Genomic DNA, 13785 nt, shown 5'->3' with positions numbered 1-13785 from the left:
GGTGATTAATGCTGATTCGTCAGGCCTGGCTTGCAGAACGGGTTACGCCGGCTCCGATGCGGGTGGATGCGCTCTCAACGCGTTTTCTTTTCTCGGCGCCGGCCGCATCCAGATCACCCTCGGCGGACGAAGAGCAGGTGAGATGACTCTGACCGGGGAAGTGGGGCGAGGGCTGTGGGAGTTACAGTCGGGCATGCCCCAGCGAAGGTGGGCCGCCCCATGACGGCGCTGCCACCGCAACCGGACCCACCGACGGACGACCTGGCGGCCCGGTTCCGGGCCGGCGACGAGGCGGCGCTGCGTGAGGCGTACGACCGTTACGGCCGAGCCGTCCTGCACCTGGCGACCTCCATGCTCGCCAACCGGGCCGACGCCGAGGACGTGACCCAGGCGACGTTCGTCGGCGCGTGGCTCGGCCGGGACACCTTCGATCCCACCAAGGGATCGCTGGTCGGCTGGCTCCTCGGGATCGGCCGGCGCAAGGTGATCGACCGGATGCGTGCGTCGGCGCGGGAGACCCGGGTGGTGGAGACGGTCCGACAGCTGCCCGAGCCGGCGCAGACCGGCCCGGACCCGGACCGGGTGGTGGATCGGCTGGTGATCGCGGACGAACTGGCGCGCCTCCCGGACGACCAGCGGCGCATGTTGGAGTTGGCCTTCTACGACGACCTGACACACCAGCAGATCGCCGCGGTGACCGGGGTGCCGTTGGGCACCGTGAAGAGTCACATCCGACGCGGCATGGCGAGCTTGAAACGCAGATGGGAGGTGGATGGTGCAGCACCTGGAGCACGAGCGGCTGGTCTTTCTGGCGCTCGGTGAGAGCGAGGCGGACGACGGGGAGCGCACCCACCTCGACACCTGCGCACACTGCCGGTCCGAACTGGCGACCCTGCGCCAGGTGGCCGGGCTCGGCGCCGAGACGCAGGGCCTCGGCGACCTGCCCGAGCCGCCGGCGCACCTCTGGCAGGGCATCGAGGCCCAGATCCGGGCGGCCGAGGGCACGGCGGCTCCCGCCCCCGTGGCGGTGCTGACCGGCGCCGACCGGCAGCAGGTGCCCGGGCAGACCCGCGGGACGGAGACCGAGGCGGTCACCCGGCTCGATCCGACGCGTCGGTCCCGCCGGAGCCGTGGCTGGTCCCGCTGGGCGGCCACCACGGTCACCGCGCTCGCGGCGGCGGCGATCGGTGTGGTGGGTACGGTCACGGTGCTGCGGCCCACCGAACCGGAGCCTGCTAAGACGCCGACGGTGCTGGCCAGCGCGCCACTGGCGGCGTTCGGCTCGACGCCGAAATCGGCCCAGGGCGACGCGCGGGTCCTCCAGGGCGGCCAACTGCATCTGCATGTGGCGAATCTCCCGCGCGTGCCGGGGTACTACGAGGTCTGGCTCATCAATCCGACGACGATGGAGATGTTCTCGATCGGCACCCTCGGTGGCGACGCGGACGCTCTGCTGCCCCTGCCCCCGAACGTCGACCTCAAGAGCTATTCGGTGGTCGACGTGTCCGCCGAGCAGTACGACAACAACACCCGCCACTCCGGCGACAGCCTGTTGAGGGGCACCCTGACGGGCTGATCGGCGGGCCGGCTCAGCTCCCCGGCCCGCCGATCAGCTCCCCACGAAAGAAGTGGCCGCCCGTCACGACGGGCGGCCACTTTCTGCGTCACACGATCACTTGCGCTTGCGGATCTCCTCGGCGGCCTGCGGGACGATCTTGAACAGGTCGCCCACCACGCCGAAGTCGGCCAGCTCGAAGATCGGCGCCTCGCCGTCCTTGTTGACGGCGACGATCGTCTTCGAGGTCTGCATGCCGGCCCGGTGCTGGATGGCCCCGGAGATGCCCAGCGCCACGTAGAGCTGCGGGGAGACCGTCTTGCCGGTCTGGCCCACCTGGAACTGGTGCGGGTAGAAGCCGGAGTCGACGGCCGCGCGGGACGCGCCGACGGCGCCACCGAGCAGGTCGGCCAGCTCCTCGACCAGCTTGAAGTTGTCGGCGTTGCCGACGCCACGACCGCCGGAGACGACCACGCCGGCCTCGGTCAGCTCGGGGCGGGAGCCCTTCTGCTCGGCGACCCGCTCGACCACCTTGGCCAGCTTGTCGGCGTCGGTGACCGACACGGTGAGCTGCTCGATCGCCGGGGTGGCGGCGGCCGGGCTCGGGGTGACCGAGTTGGGCCGGACGGTGACCAGCGGCAGACCCTTGGTGACCTTGGACTTGACGATGGTGGAACCGGCGAAGGCCACCTGGGTGGCGGTGCCGTCGGCGGCCAGGCCGACCACGTCGGTCAGGATGCCGTTGTCGAGCTTGACGGCGAGCCGGGCGGCGATCTCCTTGCCCTCCTGGGCCGACGCCAGCAGCACGGCGGCCGGCTGCACCCGCTCGACCAGCTCGGCCAGCACGGTCGCCTTGGGGGCCACCAGGTAGCCGTCGATGTCGTCACCCTCGGCGGCGTAGATCTTCTCCGCGCCGTACTCGCCCAGCTTGCCGCTCAGCGCCTCGGCCGCGCCGGGGCCGCCGAGCACCACGGCGCTCGGGGTGCCCAGCTCACGGGCGAGGGTGAGCATCTCCAGGGTGACCTTCTTGACGCCGAATTCCTTGGTGGCTTCGACGACGACGAGAACCTCAGACATGTCGTAAAGCCCCTCTCACACGAACTTCTCGGTGGCGAGGAACTCGACCAGCTTGACGCCGCCCTCGCCCTCATCGGTGATCTTGGCGCCGCCGGAGCGCGGCGGACGCTTGGTGTGCTCGACGACGGCGCTGGTGGCACCGTCGAAGCCCACCTCGGTCGGCGCGACGCCCAGGTCGGCCAGGGAGTACGTCTGCACCGGCTTCTTCTTCGCGGCCATGATGCCCTTGAAGGAGGGGTAGCGCGGCTCGTTGATGGTGTCCCACACGGAGACCACGGCCGGCGTGGCGGCGGTGACGACCTCGTAGCCCTCCTCGGTCTGCCGCTCGACGGTCAGCGTCGCGCCGTCGACGGTGAGCTTGCGGGCGCCGGTGAGCGCCGCGACGCCGAGCCGCTCGGCGATCATGTGCGGCATCACCTGGACCCGGCCGTCGGTGGACTCCGCGCCGCAAATCACCAGGTCGGCATTGAGCTGCCCGAGGGCGGCGGCGAGCACCTTGGAGGTGGCCACCGCGCAGGAGCCGTGCAGGGCGTCGTCCACCACGTGCACGGCCTTGTCCGGGCCCATGGAGAGCGCCTTGCGGATCGACTCGGTCGCCCGGTCCGGACCCATGGTCAGGATGGTGACCTCGCCGCCGTGCGCCTCCTTGATCTTCAGCGCCTCCTCGATGGCGTACTCATCCATCTCGTTGATCACGTTGTTCGCCGAACCGCGGTCGACGGTGTTGTCGTCATTGCGCAGGTTGCGGTCCGCGCCCGAATCAGGCACCTGCTTGACGAGTACGACGATGTTCATCGCGCTTCGACGACCCTCCTGTGTGGTGTTGCCCTTGGCTCGCCCGGTCTGGGCCGCAGCCTCGCGTGTCGGTCGACGCCCGGTCAACCGCGGGCTGCTGTGCAGTTGCCCACGCGGCCATGTTACCTGCCAGTAGGTTACCGTCGCCGGGCACGCAGAGTGACACAGGTCACCGGCGCGGCGCAGGTCAGACGGGTTCGGCCAGCGCGTCCCGGATCTGCTCGATCGCGGCGGCCTCGGCCGGGGCCACCCCGTCGTGCGCGCGGGCCACCCGGTCCGCCGCGCTCAGCACCACCGACCGGTACGCCTCGACGTCGGCCGGCGACTTCTCCCGCAGGATGCGTACCGCCCGACCGAGCGCCGGCAGCACCACCGACTCGATCTCCAACTGGGAGTCCCGGGGCAGGCGGGGCAGCGGGCCGGTGGTCAGCGCCTCCTTGACCACGCCGCTGGCGTCGGCGAGCGCGCCCGAGGCGGCCACGCTCTCGCGGATCACGCCCAGCATGCCCGGGTCGGCGTTCGAGACCAGGAAGACCGCGCCGAACGCGCCCGTCTTGAGGGTCAGGCGCTCCTCGTCCGTCAACCGCTGCTCCATGATCACGGAGTGTAGACGTACGGCGTGGTGGTGGTGACGGCGACGAGACCGAGTCGCTGCAGGATCGGCCGGCTGTCCTCGGAACAGTCGACCTGCACGAGCGTGCGACCCCGCTGCTCGGCCAGCCGCGCCCGGTAGTTGACCAACGCCCGGTAGATGCCCTTGCGCCGCCACTGCGCCAGGGTCGAGCCGCCCCAGAGGGTGGCGAAGCCGGTGTTCGCCGGGAACCGCACCCAGCCGGCGCTCACCACCGCACCGTCCGCCTCGGCCACCACCACGGTGATCGAGTTAGGGTCGGCGTCGATCTCCTTGGCCAGGCCCCACACCAGGTGCGAGCGGTCCGCCTGCCAGACCTCCTCCTCCATGGCGGCGATGCGCTCCAGGTCCTCCCGGGCGGTCACCTCACGCAGGCGTACTCCCTCGGGGGTCACCGGCAGCGCGGCGGCCAGCGGCGCGACCGGCCCGACCACGACGGTCTCCCGGTCCTCCGGCACGAAGCCGGCGGCGCGCAGCCGGTCGGCCAGGTCGGCCGGCTCGTCGTGCTCGTTGAGCTTCCACTCCACCGACTGGCCGCGCTCGCGGAACAGCGCCACCTGCCGGGCGATCAGCTCGTCCAGCGCGTCGCCGGTCAGCCCGCCCAGGTCGCGGTAGGTGAGGAAGCCACCCGCGTCGAGTCCGGTGATCCGCACGAGCGGGCCGTCCCGCTCGACGGTCACGCCGGCCGGAACCGGGTCGGGGATCTCCGGGCGGAGCTGGTTGTCGTAGGCGGCGCGCAGCGTGTTCACATCAAGATCGGTCACCGGACCAGGCTAAGGCTCAGGGGAAGCGGATAATCTCCCAGCGTGTGGGAAGCGATCAGGCGCTGGTTCGACCCGGCGGAGGCGCGCGCCGTCGGTGAGACACCGGACTACCGGTTCTCCCTGGCCAACGAGCGGACCTTCCTCGCCTGGCTGCGCACCGGGCTCGCGCTGGTCGGCGGCGGACTGGCCGCCGCGCAGTTCCTGCCGCCGCTGCCGATGAGCCACCTGCGGGAGATCATCGCGGTCGCGCTGCTGCTGCTCGGCGGCACCGTCGCGATCCGCGCCGTGGACCACTGGGCGCGTACCGAACGGGCCATCCGGCTCGGTCAGGAGCTGCCCGCCTCCCGCTTCCCCGCCGTCCTCGCAATCGCCGTGGGCGCGGGGGCCGTCCTGCTGGTGATCGCGGTCCTGGCCCGGGCGGTCGGGGAACGGTGAACACGGGACGCGATCCGGGGTTGCAACCGGAGCGGACCCGGCTGGCCTGGCGGCGCACCCTGCTGACGCTGACCGTGGTGACCGCGCTGGCCGTCCGGCTGGCGGCGGACGGCGGCGTGTTCGGCGCTCTCGTCGTCGGCGCGGCCGTGCTGGTCTGGGGTGGCCTGCTCGTGCTCTGCTGGCCGCGTGCCACCGGCGTCGGCGCGGCCCGTACCGGTGACCGGACGCTGCCGCTGGTCGCGCTGGGCTCGGTCGGACTCGCGCTGCTCGGCGTGCTGCTGACGGTTCGCGGACTACGCTGACGCGACGCCGTGCGCCATGATGGGTGCATGGCCCGGCTGTACGTACTCCTCTTCCTGGCGCAGATCGTCCTCGCCGTCTGCGCGCTGATCAGTTGCCTGTCCGTCGAGGAGGGTCAGATCCGTGCCCTGCCCCGGATCGCCTGGGTGCTGATCATCCTGTTCTTCCCACTGGTCGGGTCGATCGCCTGGTTCGTGGCCGGACGCGAGCCCGGCACCTCCACACCCAGGGCGTGGCCGGGCGCCGTCGAGCGGCAGCAGCGCCGCCCACTCGCTCCCGACGACGACCCGGAGTTCCTCCGCTCGGTGCAGGACCGCGCCAAGCAGCAGGACGCGGAACTCTTCCGCCGCTGGGAGGAGGACCTGCGTCGGCGCGAGGACGACCTGCGCCGCCGCGACGGCGAGCCGCCCCGCGAGGGCGAGCGGCCGGAGGTGTGAGCGCGCCGCCGTCGCCCTCCGAGGAGCGGCGACGGCGGCGGGTGTGACTCAGGCCAGGTTCGACGAGCGGGGGTACGCGTCGGTCGGGTCGGTGAGCACGTTGACCAGGTACGGCACGCCGGAGTCGAAGGCCCGTTGCAGTGCCGGCGCGAGGTCGGCGGCCTTGGCGACCGTCTCCCCCGCCCCGCCCAGCGCGCTGACCACCGTGTCGTAGCGCAGCTCCGGCTGGAGGTCGGCGGCGACGTCGTAGCCGTACATGGCGCGCATCGGGTGCTTCTCCAACCCCCAGATGCCGTTGTTGCCGACGACGATCACCACGGGCAGCTTCTGGCGGGCCAGCGACTCGACGTCCATCAGCGAGAAGCCGGCCGCGCCGTCGCCCATCAGCACGCAGATCTGCCGGTCCGGGTGGCTGACCCGGGCGCCCATCGCGTAGCCCATGCCGGTGCCCAGGCAGCCGTACGGACCCGGGTCCAACCAGGTGCCGGGCTGCGCCGGCTCCAGGTAGCGCCCGGCGTACGAGACGAAGTCACCGCCGTCGCCGATGGTGATGGCGTCCGGGGCGAGTGCCCGGCGCAGCTCGCCGTAGATCCGGGCCGGCCGGATCGGGTCGGTCTCGGCGGCCATCTCGGCGGCGTCCCTGGCCTTCGCCGCGTCCTCGGCGACCCGCAGGTCGGCGATCCAGTCGGCGTGGTCGGCCCGGTCGCCGGCGTGGTCGGCCAGCGCGGAGAGGATCAGGCGCAGGTCGCCGGCGGGGGCGACGGCCGGCTGGACGTGCGTGGCGCGCTGGCTGGGCGCGTCGACGATGTGCACCACCTTGGCGTCACCGAAGTCGCCGAAGCTGAGCCGGAAGTCCAGCGGCGTGCCGACCACCACGACGACGTCGGCGCCGGAGAGCGCGGCGCGGCGGGCCTTGGCGAAGGCGAGCGGGTGCTCCGGCGGCAGCGAGCCACGGCCCATCCCGTTGGTGAACACCGGCACCTGCAACGCCTCGGCAGCCTCGCGCAGCGCGGCCACCGCGTCACCGGCGTACACGTCCGAACCGGCGATGATGACCGGCCGCTGCGCGCCGGCGATCAGCGTGGCGGCCCGGCTGACCTCGTCCGGGTCCGGTTCGACGGCGTCGACGCCGGACGGCGTGGGCAGGTCCGCGTCGGCGACCGAGAAGACCGTCTCCAGCGGGAAGTCGAGGAAGACCGGGCCCCGGTGCGGGGTGAGCGCGGCGGTGAGGGCGGCGTCGACCGCGCGTGGGATGTCGTCGGTGCTGAACACCGTCTCGGCGTGCTTGGTGACCGGGGCGACCAGCGGCAGGTGGTCCATCTCCTGGAGGCTGCCCGAACCCCACCGGAACGCGGGGGCCCGACCACCGAGCACCAGCACCGGGGATGCGTTGAAGAAGGCGCTGGTCATGCCGGAGATGCCGTTGGTGACACCCGGGCCGGCGGTGAGCACGGCGAGGCCGGGGCGGCGCTGGAGCTTCGCCACCGCCTCGGCCGCGAAGACCGCCGACTGCTCGTGCCGGACGTCGTAGATCGGGAAGTCGGTCTTGTGGGCGGCGTCGTAGAGCGGAAAGACGTGGCCACCGGAGAGGGTGAACATTTCCCGCACGCCGTGCGCCCGTATGGCCGCGAGGGCCAGTTCCCCGCCGTGACCTTCGATCCGCTCCGTCATCGCCGCTCCTTTGGTCGCAGATGGCCGACGTCACACGCTACTGGCCGGTAGGCAGAATGTGAACCGTTCTCGGTTCGGTCGTTGGCGGCTGCCGCCGACCGGCCATCCCGGGCCGTCAGCGGCCGGTGAAGTCCGGCTTGCGCTTCTCCACGAACGCGGCCATGCCCTCACGCCGGTCGTCGGTCGCGAACAGCGCCGCGAAGAGCTGACTCTCCCAGGCCAGGCCCGAGTTCAGATCCATGTCCAGGCCGCCGTCGACCGCCAGCTTCGCGGCGCGCAGCGCCTGCACCGGCCCATTGAGGTACGGCGTGACGAGCGCGACGGCCGCGTCGTACACCTCCGCGGCCGGTACGACCCGGTCGGCGAGACCGATCCGCAGCGCCTCCTGGGCGTCCACCATCCGCCCGGACATGATCAGATCCTTGGCCCGTGCCGGACCCACCAGACGGGCCAACCGCTGCGTCCCACCCGCGCCGGGGATGACGCCCAGCTTGATCTCCGGCTGGCCGAGCTTGGCGTCCTCGGCGACCACCCGCCAGTCACAGGCCAGCGCCAGCTCACAGCCGCCGCCGAGGGCGTACCCGGTGATCGCCGCCACCACCGGCTTGGGGATGCGGGCGATCGCGCCGAGCGCGCTGGACAGGGCCGCCGCCCGGTCGGCCATGTCCACGTAGGACATGGCGGCCATCTGCTTGATGTCCGCCCCGGCGGCGAAGACCTTCTCCCCGCCGTACACGATGACGGCGCGGACCTCGGGGTCGGCGGTGGCCGCCGTGGCGGCGGCGCGCAACTCCTCCTGCACCTGCGTGTTGAGCGCGTTCATCGGCGGCCGCTCCAGCCGGATGGTGCCGATGCCGTCAGTGGTCTCCAGCCGAACGAACTCGCCCACGCTGCCCTCACTTCCTCGTCGAAGTCGCGTGCCAACCTTACGACCCGGCTCGTTGGGGTAAGTACTGTGGTGTCAGCGCCGCGGGCGGGAGTCCAACCATGATCACTTTCTACGACGACAGGTCGGTACGGGTCACCTCCACCGCCGTCCAGGTCGACGGGCGCAGCTACCCCTTGGCCGAGATCACCATGGTCTGGCACCGCCGTGGCAGCCGCTCCTGGCGGGTGCTCGCCGGACGGGGCGCGATCGGCGCCGCCCTGGCCGGTCCGCTGGTGGCGGCGGTGCTCGGCATCGGCGTGGCCGTCTGGCTGCACCGCTCACCCACCGTGACGATCGCGATCGTCGGCGCCTCGGTGCTGGTCGGGTTGGCCGTCGGCCCGGTCGCCGACTTCCTCTTCGAACACCTCGACCGGTCGTACGCCAGGGGCAGTCGCCAACTGGAGATCTGGGCCCGCTGGCGGGGTCAACCGGTACGACTCCTGCGCACCGGCGACGCGCTGCGCTTCGGTCAGATCTACCGGGCGGTCCAGCGTGCCATGGACGCGACGCAACCCGCCCACCCCGCCGCCCGCCGCTAGCCCCCCACCCCTCCCGCACCCGCGCCCCGCCCCACCCCACCCCACCCCACCCCGTCGATCTTGCAGTTTCTGTTGCCAATAAGGGCGTCTATGCCACGTTATGTCGCAGCAGAAAGTGCAAGATCGACGGGGCGGGGCGGGGCGGGGCGGGGGCGGGTGCGGGGCGGGGCGCGGGGCGGGCGGGGTTGCCTTGCGGTGGTTAGGCTTAGTGATGACCCTCTATTACCGGGACGACGCGGTGCAGGTGACCTCCGAGTCGATCCGGGCGGGCGGTCAGGTGATCGCCCTGCCCGACGTGACGTTCGTCTGGCACCAACGGGGGCCGAAGACCCTCGCCGTACGCGGCCGGGTGCTGGGTCGCGGCGTGCTGGTCCTGCTGCTGTCGCTGCCACCCCTCGTGGCGCTGGTCTGCGTGGTGTCGCTGGCCTGGTCCGCCCAGGACCGGGGCAACTGGCAGTTGGCGTTGATCATCCTCGCCGCCTGCGCGGTGGGGGCACTGGCACTGGCCCCCTTCCTGGAGATCCCCCTCGGCTGGCTGGACCGCTCCTACGAGCGCGGCAGCCACGTGCACGAGCTGTGGGTGCAGCACCACGGGCAGGAGCACCTACTTCTGCGCACCCCGGACGCGCTGCGGTTCGGGCAGATCTACCGGGCCGTGCAGCGCGCCGTCGAACAGCAGGGCGACCATCGGTGAACACCCCCGCGCCGTCAGGTCAACGGCAGGGTGGTGGCGATCGGCCAGCCCAGCAGGGCCGCGCCCACCAGGGCCGGTAGCCAGCGCGGGCTCCCGTACCGGCGCAGCACCGCCGCCCACAGCACATGCCAGCCGAGCAGTACGGCGAACAGCGGCACCACCAGCAGCACGAACCCGGGTGCCAGACCGACCACCACAGCCGCGCACAGCGCGACCACGGTGACCGCGACGGCCAGCAGGCGACGCCACGTCCGGCCCGCCGCGACCAGTTCGACGCCGAGCAGGAACACCAGGCACGCTCCCACCACCAACGGGAGCAGCCACCAGCGGGCGCCGACCGGCCGCGCCCAGGTCAGTCCGAGGTGGATCGGCAGCGCCACGGCGAGAATCGCGTACGCCGTCAGCACCGACGCCCCGACGGTGGTCCGGATCGGCGTACGGCTACCGACCTGCTCGTCGATCACCTCCGGGGCACGCGTCACGGCGGGCAGCCAGCGGTGACCGACGATCGTCAGTAGGCCGGTGACCAGCAGGAAGCCGGTCACGTAACCGCCGACCGCGAGCGGAAGGCGGCTGGTCGGCAGGACGGTGGCGACGGCCGCGGCGACGCCACTGGCGACGATGACCAACCCGAGCAGGGCCGGACCGCGCAGCGCCGGCTCCCCCGCAGCCCGCCGGCCTGCGGCGGACGTCCGGGCGGGCCGGCGGCCCAGGAGCAGCGCCGCCAGCGGCACCAGGCCGACGGCGAACGCCACCAGCAGCAGCGCCGCGCCGGCGAGGCGGGCGAGCGGTCGGGGCGAGGCGTTCCCGTCCGCGCTGGGCAGCCAGCGGACGATCTCCTCGTGGGTGCGCGGGGCGAAGAGCACCGAGATGTGCTCCACCCCCGGCACCACGACGGCGGGCCGCCGACCCACCGTCGCGCCCCGCCGTGCGGCGTCGTCGGCGGCCCGCCGGAACCCCGGGAACTCCGCGCCTCCCACGATCAGCAGCAGTTCGGTCGGACGCCCGGGCGGCAACTCGCCGGCCTCGGGCAGCGAGATCGCCACGGTCCTTGCGATCTCGGGGTGCTCGACCGCGTACCGGGTGACCGCGCCCGCGCCCATCGAGTGCCCGACCAGCATGATCTGGGCCGGGTCCACATCCGGCTGGGACCGCAGGAATGCGACCGCGACGTCCAGGTCGGCGGCGAGCGTCGGGGGCGACGTGCCGGTACCGAGCCGGGCCGGGTTGGCACCGTGCCCGGCGAAGTCGAACACCAGCGCGACCGCTCCCCGACGGGCGACGGTGTCGGCGATCGGGCGCATCAGCCGTGCCGAGCCGGCGAAGCCGTGTGCGATCACCACGCCGGGTCGCCGGACGTCCGGGTTCGGCGGGCCGGCGCGCACCTCGGTCATCGGTACGCCGTCGACGGTGACCTGACGCACGGTCAGGCCGGCGTCGGCGCGTACCAGCACCGTCGCGCCGAGCGCGGCGGTGACCGTCGCGAGCACGGCGAGCAGGACGGCGATCCGAGGGCTCGGTGGGTGGCGCGGCGGTGCGGCCGACATGCCGGCACCCTACCGTCGGGCGTGCCGCGACGGACCGCTCCGGCAGCGCTGGACGAGCGGTTGTGGCGGGACCGACGCACACTTGGTGCCATGGCGCTTCCCCTCCCCACACCCACCGCGGTGGTCGGCCTGACCCGCTCCGCCCTCGACCAGGCGCTCGGCTCGGCCGCCTCGTTCGCCGCCGTGCCCGCCCGCGCCTTCGCGGTGTTGGACGGGGTGGAGGCGCTGCTGGCCAGGATCAACGGTGTGGTCGACCGGATCGAGACGACCCTGGACCGGACCGACGAGGTGCTCACCGACGCCGAGACGGCGGTCCGCGAGGTGGCGGTGATCAGCGCCGCCGCGACGGCCGCCGTCGACACGGCCACCGAGGTGGCCGCGGCCGCCGCCGTGGTGGTGAACGAGGCCGACAAGGTCGCGCGCGTCGCGGGCACGGTGGTCACCGAGGCCGACGCGGTGGCCGGCAACGCCGCGGTCACCGTACAGACGGCCGCGCAGGCCGCGGCCACCGCGGCGGAACTGCTGGCGGCGTACGAGCCGGCGCTGCGCCGGGCCGCGCCGATGACCGACAGGTTCGTGCAGGAGTTGAGCCACGAGGAGATCACCGCGGCGATCCACCTGATCGACGAGCTGCCCAAGCTCAAGGAACACCTGACCGCCGACATCCTGCCGATCCTCGCGACCCTGGACCGGGTCGGGCCCGACCTGCACGACCTGCTCGACGTCACCCGTGACCTCAAGCTCGCCGTGGCCGGCATCCCCGGCCTCGGCATGCTGCGTCGCCGGGGCGAGAAGCTGACCGACGAGCCCGCCGACTGACCCGCGCGCAGACGGCCGGTTCAGCAGTCGCAGGTTGCCGTCGTGGGTGCGGTCAGGTCGTCGACGGGACGTCGGGTCAGCCCACTCTCGGTCTCCACCGGCAGTCCCTCCCGTACCCAGTACTCGAATCCGCCGAGCATCTCCTTGACCGGGATGCCGAGCCGGGCGAACTCCAGCGCGGCCCGGGTTGCGCCGTTGCAGCCCGGCCCCCAGCAGTAGGTGACCACCGCGGCACCGGCGGGGATCTTCTCGGCTGCCCCGGCGGCGATCTCGGCGGTGGGCAGGTGCACGGCACCCGGCAGGTGGCCCTGCGCCCAACCGGCCAGCCCTCGGGAGTCGACCACCACAAGCCCGGGGGTACGGGCGGTCAGGTCGGCGTGCACGTCACTGACGTCGGTCTGGACGCTGAGTCGGGCGAGAAAGTGGGCGGCCGCGACGTCCGGAGCGGCTGGCGGAACAGCGAAGGTGAAGGTCATGCCACTGATCGTGGTCGGCGGGGCGGGCCGGGACGAGTGGCGGCAACGACGTCCTGCGCTAACATCCCGCCATGTCGAGCAGTGCGGTGGGTGGCCGTCCGAGGGCGCTGCCTTCGCCGCGCCAGCCGGCCGCCGGTCACCGCGTCGCGGTGCTCGCGTACCCGGGGATGTCGGTGTTCGAGACCGGCATCGTCACCGAGGTGTTCGGGCTGCCCCGCCCCGAGTTCGACGTCGACTGGTACGACCTGGTGATCTGCGCCGAGCAGCCGGGGCCGGTGCCGGTGGTCGGCGGGGTCAGCCTGCACACCCCGTACGGCCTGGCGGAGCTGGCGGCGGCGCGGACGGTGATCGTGCCCGGCGTGCCGGACGTGACCGCCGACCCGTCGCCCGAGCTGGTGGCCGCGCTGCGCACGGCGCACGCCCGCGGCGCGCGGATCATGTCGATCTGTTCGGGCGCGTTCGCGCTGGCCGGCGCCGGGCTGCTGGACGGGCGGCGGGCCACCACCCACTGGCGGTACGCGGAGCTGCTGGCACGGCGGTACCCCCGCGTCGAGGTGGACCCGAACGTGCTCTACCTCGATGACGGCGACCTGCTCACCAGCGCGGGCAGTGCCGCCGGCCTCGATCTCAGCGTGCACGTGGTACGGCGTGACCACGGCGCGGCGATCGCCAACGCGGTCGCCCGCCGGTTGGTCATCCCTCCGCAGCGGGACGGGGGCCAGGCCCAGTTCGTCGAGGCTCCGGTGACGGCCGACCCGGACGACGACCGGATCGCCGCCAGCATCGACTGGGCGCTCGCCCACCTCGCCGAGCCACTGAGCGTCGCCCGGCTCGCCGGGCGGGCGCACATGTCACCGCGCACCTATCTGCGGCACTTCACCCGGGCCACCGGGACCAGCCCGATCCGGTGGCTCATCGACCAGCGGGTCCGGGCCAGTCTGGCGCTGCTGGAGGAGACCGACGCCGCGATCGAGCAGATCGCCGGGGCGGTGGGCTTCGACACCCCGGTCACCTACCGCCACCACTTCGGACGGATCATGCTGACGTCCCCGTCGGCGTATCGGCGGGCCTTTCGGACGGACGCCGGCCGGCCGACGTGACGTGGCCGGGGCGCTCG

At 72.7% G+C, this 13785-nt stretch carries 17 protein-coding genes; 9 read left to right on the top strand and 8 right to left on the bottom strand.

Going from position 1 to position 13785, the window contains the following annotated elements; translation table 11 throughout:
• The first annotated feature begins 219 nt into the window (after positions 1 to 219).
• Together ACN263_RS05095 and ACN263_RS05090 are read left to right on the top strand one after the other, a co-directional pair.
• On the top strand, positions 220 to 822 hold the full coding sequence (locus ACN263_RS05095) for an RNA polymerase sigma factor (protein WP_422738676.1): 603 nt from the start codon (positions 220 to 222) through the stop codon (positions 820 to 822).
• Complete coding sequence (locus tag ACN263_RS05090) at positions 776 to 1576, top strand: anti-sigma factor domain-containing protein (RefSeq protein WP_422740598.1); 801 nt, start codon at positions 776 to 778, stop codon at positions 1574 to 1576. The genes ACN263_RS05095 and ACN263_RS05090 overlap by 47 nt, the downstream gene beginning before the upstream one ends.
• Positions 1577 to 1672: 96 nt before the next feature.
• Here the strand turns inward: ACN263_RS05090 and ACN263_RS05085 are convergent, their stop codons facing one another.
• The 4 genes from ACN263_RS05085 to ACN263_RS05070 all read right to left on the bottom strand — a co-directional run bounded on the left by ACN263_RS05085 (position 1673) and on the right by ACN263_RS05070 (position 4822).
• Positions 1673 to 2632: an electron transfer flavoprotein subunit alpha/FixB family protein gene (locus ACN263_RS05085; protein ID WP_422738675.1), complete on the bottom strand. Its 960-nt coding sequence runs from the start codon at positions 2630 to 2632 to the stop codon at positions 1673 to 1675.
• 15 nt (positions 2633 to 2647) lie between these two features.
• Positions 2648 to 3427: an electron transfer flavoprotein subunit beta/FixA family protein gene (locus tag ACN263_RS05080; RefSeq protein WP_422738674.1), complete on the bottom strand. Its 780-nt coding sequence runs from the start codon at positions 3425 to 3427 to the stop codon at positions 2648 to 2650.
• 187 nt (positions 3428 to 3614) lie between these two features.
• A complete protein-coding gene (locus tag ACN263_RS05075) occupies positions 3615 to 4028 on the bottom strand; it encodes a hypothetical protein (protein WP_422738673.1) in 414 nt (137 codons plus the stop codon).
• Complete coding sequence (locus ACN263_RS05070; protein ID WP_422738672.1) at positions 4025 to 4822, bottom strand: GNAT family N-acetyltransferase; 798 nt, start codon at positions 4820 to 4822, stop codon at positions 4025 to 4027. The genes ACN263_RS05075 and ACN263_RS05070 overlap by 4 nt, the downstream gene beginning before the upstream one ends.
• A 42-nt stretch (positions 4823 to 4864) precedes the next feature.
• On the opposite strand from ACN263_RS05070, the gene ACN263_RS05065 reads away from it, so the two are divergent.
• Genes ACN263_RS05065 through ACN263_RS05055 form a run of 3 tightly spaced genes read left to right on the top strand, consistent with a single transcriptional unit; the run spans position 4865 to position 5994 of the window.
• Complete coding sequence (locus tag ACN263_RS05065; RefSeq protein WP_422738671.1) at positions 4865 to 5257, top strand: YidH family protein; 393 nt, start codon at positions 4865 to 4867, stop codon at positions 5255 to 5257.
• Positions 5254 to 5559, top strand: a complete 306-nt coding sequence (locus ACN263_RS05060) for a DUF202 domain-containing protein (RefSeq protein ID WP_422738670.1) — start codon at positions 5254 to 5256, stop codon at positions 5557 to 5559. Before ACN263_RS05065 ends, ACN263_RS05060 begins: the two co-directional genes overlap by 4 nt.
• Positions 5560 to 5586: 27 nt before the next feature.
• Entirely contained in the window at positions 5587 to 5994 is a 408-nt protein-coding gene (locus ACN263_RS05055) for a PLD nuclease N-terminal domain-containing protein (protein ID WP_422738669.1), read from the top strand.
• Between the two features lie 48 nt (positions 5995 to 6042).
• On the opposite strand, the gene ACN263_RS05050 is transcribed toward ACN263_RS05055, so the two are convergent.
• Positions 6043 to 7665, bottom strand: coding sequence for an acetolactate synthase (locus ACN263_RS05050; protein WP_422738668.1), 1623 nt, complete (start codon positions 7663 to 7665; stop codon positions 6043 to 6045).
• A gap of 115 nt (positions 7666 to 7780) precedes the next feature.
• On the bottom strand, positions 7781 to 8554 hold the full coding sequence (locus ACN263_RS05045; RefSeq protein ID WP_422738667.1) for an enoyl-CoA hydratase/isomerase family protein: 774 nt from the start codon (positions 8552 to 8554) through the stop codon (positions 7781 to 7783).
• Positions 8555 to 8652: 98 nt separating this feature from the next.
• Between ACN263_RS05045 and ACN263_RS05040 the strand changes: the two genes are divergently transcribed.
• Together ACN263_RS05040 and ACN263_RS05035 are read left to right on the top strand one after the other, a co-directional pair.
• The gene (locus tag ACN263_RS05040) at positions 8653 to 9132 is read left to right on the top strand and encodes a DUF6232 family protein (RefSeq protein WP_422738666.1); all 480 of its coding nucleotides are present in this window, start codon (positions 8653 to 8655) and stop codon (positions 9130 to 9132) included.
• Positions 9133 to 9343: 211 nt separating this feature from the next.
• On the top strand, positions 9344 to 9826 hold the full coding sequence (locus ACN263_RS05035) for a DUF6232 family protein (protein ID WP_357127474.1): 483 nt from the start codon (positions 9344 to 9346) through the stop codon (positions 9824 to 9826).
• Between the two features lie 14 nt (positions 9827 to 9840).
• Here ACN263_RS05035 and ACN263_RS05030 read toward each other — a convergent pair whose 3' ends face one another.
• Positions 9841 to 11373, bottom strand: coding sequence for an alpha/beta hydrolase (locus ACN263_RS05030; RefSeq protein WP_422738665.1), 1533 nt, complete (start codon positions 11371 to 11373; stop codon positions 9841 to 9843).
• A gap of 90 nt (positions 11374 to 11463) precedes the next feature.
• Here ACN263_RS05030 and ACN263_RS05025 point away from each other — a divergent pair, with 90 nt between their 5' ends.
• A complete protein-coding gene (locus ACN263_RS05025) occupies positions 11464 to 12192 on the top strand; it encodes a hypothetical protein (protein WP_422738664.1) in 729 nt (242 codons plus the stop codon).
• 20 nt (positions 12193 to 12212) lie between these two features.
• Here the strand turns inward: ACN263_RS05025 and ACN263_RS05020 are convergent, their stop codons facing one another.
• Positions 12213 to 12668: a rhodanese-like domain-containing protein gene (locus ACN263_RS05020; protein WP_422738663.1), complete on the bottom strand. Its 456-nt coding sequence runs from the start codon at positions 12666 to 12668 to the stop codon at positions 12213 to 12215.
• Between the two features lie 71 nt (positions 12669 to 12739).
• Here ACN263_RS05020 and ftrA point away from each other — a divergent pair, with 71 nt between their 5' ends.
• The gene (gene ftrA, locus ACN263_RS05015; protein WP_422738662.1) at positions 12740 to 13768 is read left to right on the top strand and encodes a transcriptional regulator FtrA; all 1029 of its coding nucleotides are present in this window, start codon (positions 12740 to 12742) and stop codon (positions 13766 to 13768) included.
• Positions 13769 to 13785 lie beyond the last annotated feature (17 nt).

Source organism: Micromonospora sp. WMMD729 (assembly GCF_049315225.1).
Classification (GTDB): Bacteria; Actinomycetota; Actinomycetes; order Mycobacteriales; family Micromonosporaceae; genus Micromonospora.
Note: the sequence above shows the minus strand (reverse complement) of the source record. Positions and strands in the feature narration are given on the sequence as shown.